This is a genomic window from Thalassovita mangrovi, assembly GCF_009857745.1.
GTDB lineage: Bacteria > Pseudomonadota > Alphaproteobacteria > Rhodobacterales > Rhodobacteraceae > Thalassobius > Thalassobius mangrovi.
This window is the reverse complement of record NZ_WWEN01000003.1, coordinates 778,641-786,126: the sequence shown is the minus strand read 5'-3', so window position 1 is coordinate 786,126 and position 7,486 is coordinate 778,641. Positions and strand designations below refer to the sequence as shown.

Sequence of the window (7,486 nt, the reverse complement as noted above, 5' to 3'; positions counted from 1 at the left end):
AGCATCGCTCCGTCGTTCCGCTTGGCGTCCCGTCCAGCGCCTCAGCGCCGCCGGTGAAGGGGGTTCTAAGGTTATCCCGGGGGACCCGCAACCCCTTTTTCCAGTTAAAGCGCATTTTTTTCGAACTTTTTATGAAATCGAATGAAATCAATTGCTTAGATGTTAATTTTTCTCGGTCAGCCTGACTTGGCCCTTTAAAAATGCCGCTTTGCAGCACGTGACCTCACTACATCTTGGGTTACCCACAGAGTTACCCCCAAACTCCGCCCGGAATCGAGTTGAGCGGCCCAGGTTCCCACCCGGAACAGGGGCGACTCGGGAGACGGCGAAAGAACCTCAGGCCAAACGGGTCCGGCGCGGGATTCGAAGCCGAAGCAGCAACAGACCGGTCACGACGGCCAGGTAGATGAGCGGCTCGACCGGGAAACCCTTCACCAGGAGGATGAAGTGAACCGCCCCAAGAAGCGCCACCGCATAGGTCAGCCGGTGAAGCCTGCGCCAGCCCTGCCCCAGCCGCCGGATGGACGCATTGTTCGAGGTCAGCGCCAGCGGCAGCATCAGCACGAAGGCGGCCATGCCGACGGTGATATAGGGGCGCTTGACAATATCGGCCCAGACCCGACCGGGCGTCTGCACATCCAGCACCGCCCAGACCGACAGATGCGCCACCACATAGGCAAAGGCCAAAAGCCCGATCGCGCGGCGAAACTTCAGCAGGTTGATCCCGGCGTGCCGGCGAAGCGGCGTGATCGCCAATCCAACGATCAGCAGTTTCAGCGCCCATTCGCCATAGGCATGTTCCAGCGCCTTGACCGGATCGACGCCAAGCGCGCCGGTCCAGCCCTGCCAGAACATATATGGGATCGGCAGCAGCCCGATACAATAGAGCGCCCATGTGGGCAGCTTGCGGGCATATCTGTTGATCAGGTCCTTCATCGGCGGCCTGCGTCAGAAGTTCTTCTTCAGGTCCATGCCGCCGTAAAGCGACGCGACCTCATCATAGCCGTTGAACATCGGCGTCGGCACCCGCTTGGAAAACAGCCCGGACCCGATCCGCCGTTCGCTGGCCTGCGACCAGCGCGGATGATCCACCTGCGGGTTCACGTTACTATAGAACCCGTATTCGCGCGCATTGGTCTTGTTCCAGGTGGTCGGCGGCTGCCGGTCGGTCAGGGTGATGCGCACCACCGACTTGATCGACTTGAAGCCGTATTTCCACGGCACCACCAGCCGCAGCGGCGCGCCGTTCTGGTTGGGCATCGGTTTGCCATAGATCCCGGTCGCCATGATGGTCAGCGGGTGCATCGCCTCGTCCAGGCGCAAACCCTCTACATAGGGCCAGTCCAGGATCGGCGCTTTCTGCCCCGGCATTTCCTCGGGCCGGTACAGGGTTTCGAAGGCCACGTAACGGGCGCCGGACTGCACCCCGGCCAGCGTCAGAAGATCGGCCAGTTCGAACCCGTCCCACGGCACCACCATCGACCAGGCCTCGACACAGCGGAAGCGGTAGATGCGCTCCTCTATAGTCATCTTGCTCAGGATGTCGTCGAGGTCGTAATCTCCGGGCTTGTCGACCATGCCGTCGATCTTCACGGTCCAGGGGCTTGTGGTCAGCGTATGGGCATTGCGCGACGGGTCGTCCTTGCCGGTGCCGAATTCATAATAGTTGTTGTAGCTGGTGATCTCTTCCCAGCTGTTGGGCTGCAGCGGCGCCGCCTGCGCCGCACCGCCGATCCCTGCCAGACCGACCCCGGCCAGTCCGGCCATGATCTGGCGGCGGTTCAGGAAATCCGCCTCGGAGGTGACTTCGTTTTCGGTCAGAGTGTTTTTCCAGCGTCCTGCCATCGGGCCGTCCTTTGTTTCGCGTTCGGCCAAACGCTAGCGTGCACCGCCCCTTTCTGCCAAACCACTTCGCCTCACATTCCCGTGGCGGGGTTGAAATATTCCCCCTTCCTGTTCGATACATGCTTAAAGACAGATGTTTTTTTGACCTGCGTCAAAGAGGTAAACCAAGCGCAAGTTAACCTGCGCCGAAGCGCCGCCCGGGGCGGCCGACCAAGGGAGAGTTAATATGAAGTCCTTCATTCTGGCCGCGGGCCTTGCTTTGGCCGCGAGCACCGTCAGCGCCGACGGGTTGATCAGCTATACCAGCGAAGACAGTTTCGACGATGTCGTCTTCGGGCTGGAAAACGCGATCCTCGATCAAGGGCTGGTGGTCGACGGCACCAGCCATGTCGGCGAGATGCTGGAACGGACCAAGGCGGATGTGGGATCGGATGTGACAGTCTTCACCCGGGCCGATGTCTACAGCTTCTGTTCGGCGAAACTGTCGCGCAAGGTGATGGAAGCCGACCCGATGAATATCCGGTTCTGCCCCTATGACATCTTCGTCGCCGAAATGCCCGATGGCGACGGCAAGACCATCATCGGCTACCGGCAATTCCCCGAAGGTCCGATGCAGGAAGTCCAGGCGCTGGTGGATACCATCGTGCGTTCGGCGATCGGGATGGACTAAGCCCCCGGAAGCGGGACAGATATATTGCCTTGGAAACACCCCGCCCGAACCGGCGGGGTTTTTCATGCCTGGCCAGATCGCATCGGCCATTTTCGGCGGATATGACTAACGTAAGGTAAACCTTACTTTGGGCACCATCCCCCCTCATGGTATTCTGTCGGCATTAGCATGACGGTGTTTCCCATGCCCCTCGCCGTATTGAATGACGCTCTCGAATTGATTTACCGCTCGGTCGATGACGACGCCGCGCTGTCGCGCCTTGCGCCCCGGCTGGGCCGGATGATCGGCGCGGATGCCGGCGACATCGTGACCGAACGCCCGCAAGACGACCTGATCGTCACCCATTCCAGTTTCGGCTTCGACCCCGCCTTCCTGGAAAATTACGACAGCGATTTCCTTGGCGAAAACACCTGGTTCGGCGCGTTGCGCCGTCTTCCGGCGGACCGGTTTCACACCGTCGAGGACCGCGCGCCGGTTTTGCGCGACACCCGCTATTTCAACGAATGGGTCCGGCCGCAGCATTTCGACCAGTCGCTGGGCGCGGTGCTGGACTGCGCGCGGGGACAATATACTTGGATCGGATTCGTGCGGGAAAGCGGCAGCCCCGGGTTCGGGTCCGAGGAACGGTTCCTCACCGATCTTCTGCCGCATCTGCGGCGGATGATGCGGCTGCGCCGCCGTCTTTTCCAGACCGACGAGGAACGGATGGAAGCCTATGCCGTGCTGGACAGGCTGCATCTGCCGGTTTTCCTGTTGCAGCAGGATTTCAGGGTCTCCGCCATGAACGACGCCGCCGAAAGCCTGCAGGCGGACGACTGTTTCGTCCACCTGTCGCGCGACGGGCGGCTGACGATCGAGGGGGCCCGGAACGATATACTGATGCGCAAGCTCCGCCGCGCGGCACGGACGGATGGGGAGAGCGCGGACACCCCCTTTGAATCGATGGTCATCCACGGCAAGGGCGGCCAACTGGCGGTGATGCATTTCATCCCGCTACCCCAGCCGGGAACCGGCGGCGCTGCGGGCCATATCGCCGCCGTCGTCCGCCCGGTGGATTGCCCGAAAACGGATGTGGCCTGTCTGCTGGCCCAGGCCTACGATCTGACCGACACCGAGGCCCGGCTGGCCAATTTCATCGGGTCGGGCGCCGCGCTTTGCGATTTCGCCGCAGCGGCGGGCATGGCGCCCTCGACCGCGCGCTGGCACCTGAAGAATATCGAGCAGAAAACCGGGACCTCGCGAATCGAACAGGTCGTGGCGCTGGTGCGGAACTTCCAATCCCTCCCCGCCTGAGCACCCCTTTTGCGAGAGATCGCCAAAATCCCTTGAAATCAAAGCGTGAAATGCCTGCCCGGATCAGGTCGGGAATCCCTTACCTTTGCGCCGTTAACGCCCATTCCCCCCCTCTATGGGAGGGGGCCGGGCATCGCGATTGGAGGAAAACAAAGCCTCCGATCATCGCCCCCCCGGCAGTTCCGGAACGTGACGGACAAAAGCAACCCTTCCAACAGGAGGCGCATGAGTGCCATGCCTATCTCTCTACGACCCCTCTCGGTGCTGGTTCTTTCCGGCATCCTGCTTTCTACCGGTGTCGCATCCGCGACGCACATCTCCACGACTGACATATCAGCCAAGAAGCAGACGAATGCCGGTCTCTATCTGACCGCCCTCGAAGCCGCCGACATGCTGGCCGATCCGAATATCCTGTTCGTCGACGTGCGCACCCGCGCCGAGGTGTCCTTCGTCGGCCTGCCGACCCGCGTCGATGCCAATATCCCGCTGATGCTGATGCCCAAGGACGCGGCCTATGATCCCAAGAAGCAGACCTACAAGCTGCAGCTCAACCCCGATTTCATCTTCGCCTTCGAAAGCCTTCTCGCCGATCGCGATTATGACGAAGAGGCGCCGATCGTGCTGATCTGCCGCTCCGGGTCGCGCAGCGCCAAGGCCGCGAACATGCTGATCGAGCTGGGCTACAAGAACATCTACTCGGTCATCGACGGGTTCGAAGGTGACAAGGCGAAAGACGGCCCTCATTCCGGCCACCGCGAAGTGAACGGCTGGAAAAATGCCGGCCTCGACTGGAGCTATTCGGTCACCCCGGCGCAACACTATATCATGGACGCCGATTGAGCCCCGTCTCCCCATCCCCTTAGGGTCATGACCCGTCCATGAAAAAGCCCGCCCCGATCAGGGGCGGGCTTCGTTATTTCTCAGGTGTCTGGATCAGTGAACCACGGCATCCTCGGGCGGTTGCCGGTTCGACGATCCGACCCGGTCGCCGATGATCAGCCCCTCGGCCCCGGCGGACACCTGGATCGCATCGCCATCCTTCACGTCGCCGGCCAGCAGCAGTTCCGCCAGCGGGTCCTGCAGCGCGCGCTGGATCACCCGCTTCAGCGGACGCGCGCCGAACACCGGATCATAGCCTTCGTCGGCCAGCCATTTCTTCGCGGCCTCGTCCAGCTCCAGCGTGATCTTGCGGCCCGCCAGGCGCTTGGCCAGGCGCTTGAGCTGGATATCGACGATCCCGTCCATATCGGCCCGGCCCAGCCGGTCGAAGATGATCGTTTCGTCCAGACGGTTCAGGAATTCGGGGCGGAAATGCGCCCGCACCGCATCCATCACGTCGCGCTTGGCATCCGCCGCGTCGGCGCCGTCGGGCAGCTGGCTCAGCGCCTGCGCGCCCAGGTTCGAAGTCAGCACGATCAGCGTCTGCTTGAAATCGACCGTGCGGCCCTGACCGTCGGTCAGCACACCGTCGTCCAACACCTGCAGCAGAACGTTGAACACGTCCGGATGCGCCTTTTCGACCTCGTCGAACAGCACCACCTGGTAAGGACGGCGGCGAACGGCCTCGGTCAGCACCCCGCCTTCGTCATAGCCGACATAGCCCGGAGGCGCGCCGATCAGACGGGCGACGCTGTGCTTTTCCATGAACTCCGACATGTCGATGCGTACCATCGCGTTGTCGTCGTCGAACAGGTAATTGGCCACCGCCTTGGTCAGCTCGGTCTTACCGACGCCGGTCGGCCCCAGGAACAGGAACGATCCCAGCGGACGGTTTTCGTCGTTCAGACCCGCGCGCGCCCGGCGCACCGCGTTGGACACCGCCTTGACGGCCGCATTCTGGCCGATCACCCGGCGGTGCAGTTCATCTTCCATCCGCAGCAGCTTGTCGCGTTCGCCTTCGAGCATCTTCGCGGTGGGAATACCGGTCCAGCGCTCGACCACGGCGGCGATCTGTTCGGGGCGCACGGCCTCTTCGACCATCATGCCCTGCTCTTCCTGCTCCTCGGCTTCGGCGAGCTGCTTTTCCAGCCCGGGGATGACGCCGTAGGACAGCTCACCGGCCTTGGCCAGGTTGCCTTCGCGCTTGGCGATTTCCAGCTCGGCGCGGGCATGGTCCAGCTGTTCCTTCAGATCGCGGGCCGAAGCCAGCTTGTCGCGCTCGGCCTGCCAGCTGGCGGTCATCTCGGCGCTGCGCTGCTGCAGGTCCGACAGTTCCTTTTCCAGGGTTTCCAGCCGGTCCTTCGACGCGGCGTCGTCTTCCAGCTTCAGCGCCTCGACCTCGATCTGCATCTGCAGAATCTGCCGGTCGAGCTGATCGAGCTCCTCAGGCTTCGAGTCGACCTCCATCCGCAGACGGCTGGCGGCCTCGTCGACAAGGTCGATCGCCTTGTCGGGCAGGAACCGGTCGGTGATATAGCGGTGCGACAGTGTCGCCGCCGACACCAGGGCGCTGTCCGAAATCCGCACCCCGTGGTGCAGCTCATACTTTTCCTTAATGCCGCGCAGGATGGAAATCGTGTCCTCGACGGTGGGTTCTTCCACCATCACCGGCTGGAACCGGCGGGCCAGTGCGGCGTCCTTTTCCACGTATTTGCGGTATTCATCCAGCGTGGTCGCGCCGATGCAGTGCAGTTCGCCCCGCGCCAGCGCCGGCTTGATCAGGTTGGCGGCATCCATCGCGCCGTCGGTCTTGCCCGCGCCCACCAGCGTGTGCATCTCGTCGATGAACAGGATGATTTCGCCCGCTGCCGCTTCGATTTCCTTCAGGATCGCCTTCAGGCGCTCCTCGAATTCGCCGCGATATTTCGCACCGGCGATCAAAGCGCCCATGTCCAGCGCCAGCAGCTTCTTGTTCTTTAGGCTTTCGGGCACGTCGCCATTGATGATGCGCAGCGCCAAGCCTTCCGCGATCGCGGTCTTACCCACGCCGGGTTCACCGATCAGAACCGGGTTGTTCTTGGTCCGGCGGCTCAGCACCTGCATCGAACGGCGGATTTCCTCGTCCCGGCCGATGATCGGGTCGATCTTGCCCTGTTCGGCGGCCTCGGTCAGGTCGCGGGCATATTTCTTCAGCGCATCATAGCCTTCTTCGGCCGATGCGGAATCGGCGGTGCGGCCCTTGCGGATGTCGTTGATCGCTGCGTTCAGCTTCTGCGGCGTCACCGCGCCTGCATCCAGCGCGTCCTTGGCCTTGGATTTGACCATCGCCAGCGCCATCAGAATACGTTCGACCGGCACGAAACTGTCGCCCGCCTTGGTGGCGATCTTTTCCGCCTCGTCCAGAACCCGGGCGGTGGTGTTGTCCATATAGACCTGACCGGCATCGCCCGACACTTTGGGCTGCTTGTCCAATGCGGCCTCGACCGCTTCGACAACGCGTTCGGGCGCGCCACCGGCGCGCTTGATCAGGTTGGCGGCAAGCCCCTGATCGTCGTCCATCAATGCTTTGAGAATATGTTCGGGAACCAGACGCTGATGGTTTTCCCGCATCGCAATCGTCTGCGCCGCCTGGATGAAACCACGCGACCGTTCGGTGAACTTGTTCAAGTCCATCCTTCTCTCCTTTTCTACAAGCGCCCAATCCGTGTTGCGCCCGCTTCGCGGCACGCCCCTTTTTCGGGCCTCATGAGTGAGGTGGTTACTCCTTAAGGATAGTTCAAGACCTCACCCGCGGCTGAT

7 protein-coding genes are annotated in these 7,486 nt (G+C 62.2%); 3 read left to right on the top strand and 4 right to left on the bottom strand.

Translation table 11 applies throughout. The features are described 5' to 3' along the window. From GR167_RS20130 to msrP, 3 genes are all read right to left on the bottom strand, one after another. On the bottom strand, positions 1 to 217 hold a 217-nt coding region (locus tag GR167_RS20130), incomplete at its 3' end, for a hypothetical protein (protein ID WP_212769897.1). A gap of 119 nt (positions 218 to 336) precedes the next feature. Next, positions 337 to 936 carry a protein-methionine-sulfoxide reductase heme-binding subunit MsrQ gene (gene msrQ / locus GR167_RS10280; RefSeq protein ID WP_160973369.1) on the bottom strand — a complete coding sequence of 200 codons (600 nt, stop codon included), beginning with the start codon at positions 934 to 936 and terminating at the stop codon, positions 337 to 339. Positions 937 to 948: 12 nt separating this feature from the next. Then, positions 949 to 1,845: a protein-methionine-sulfoxide reductase catalytic subunit MsrP gene (msrP, locus tag GR167_RS10275; RefSeq protein ID WP_160973368.1), complete on the bottom strand. Its 897-nt coding sequence runs from the start codon at positions 1,843 to 1,845 to the stop codon at positions 949 to 951. A gap of 226 nt (positions 1,846 to 2,071) precedes the next feature. Between msrP and GR167_RS10270 the strand changes: the two genes are divergently transcribed. The 3 genes from GR167_RS10270 to GR167_RS10260 all read left to right on the top strand — a co-directional run bounded on the left by GR167_RS10270 (position 2,072) and on the right by GR167_RS10260 (position 4,648). Next, positions 2,072 to 2,515, top strand: coding sequence for a DUF302 domain-containing protein (locus GR167_RS10270; RefSeq protein ID WP_160973367.1), 444 nt, complete (start codon positions 2,072 to 2,074; stop codon positions 2,513 to 2,515). A 183-nt stretch (positions 2,516 to 2,698) separates the two neighbouring features. Next, a complete protein-coding gene (locus GR167_RS10265; protein ID WP_160973366.1) occupies positions 2,699 to 3,808 on the top strand; it encodes a helix-turn-helix transcriptional regulator in 1,110 nt (369 codons plus the stop codon). 261 nt (positions 3,809 to 4,069) lie between these two features. Further along, on the top strand, positions 4,070 to 4,648 hold the full coding sequence (locus GR167_RS10260; protein WP_160973365.1) for a rhodanese-like domain-containing protein: 579 nt from the start codon (positions 4,070 to 4,072) through the stop codon (positions 4,646 to 4,648). A gap of 93 nt (positions 4,649 to 4,741) precedes the next feature. Here GR167_RS10260 and clpB read toward each other — a convergent pair whose 3' ends face one another. Next, positions 4,742 to 7,360, bottom strand: coding sequence for an ATP-dependent chaperone ClpB (clpB, locus tag GR167_RS10255; RefSeq protein WP_160973364.1), 2,619 nt, complete (start codon positions 7,358 to 7,360; stop codon positions 4,742 to 4,744). Positions 7,361 to 7,486 lie beyond the last annotated feature (126 nt).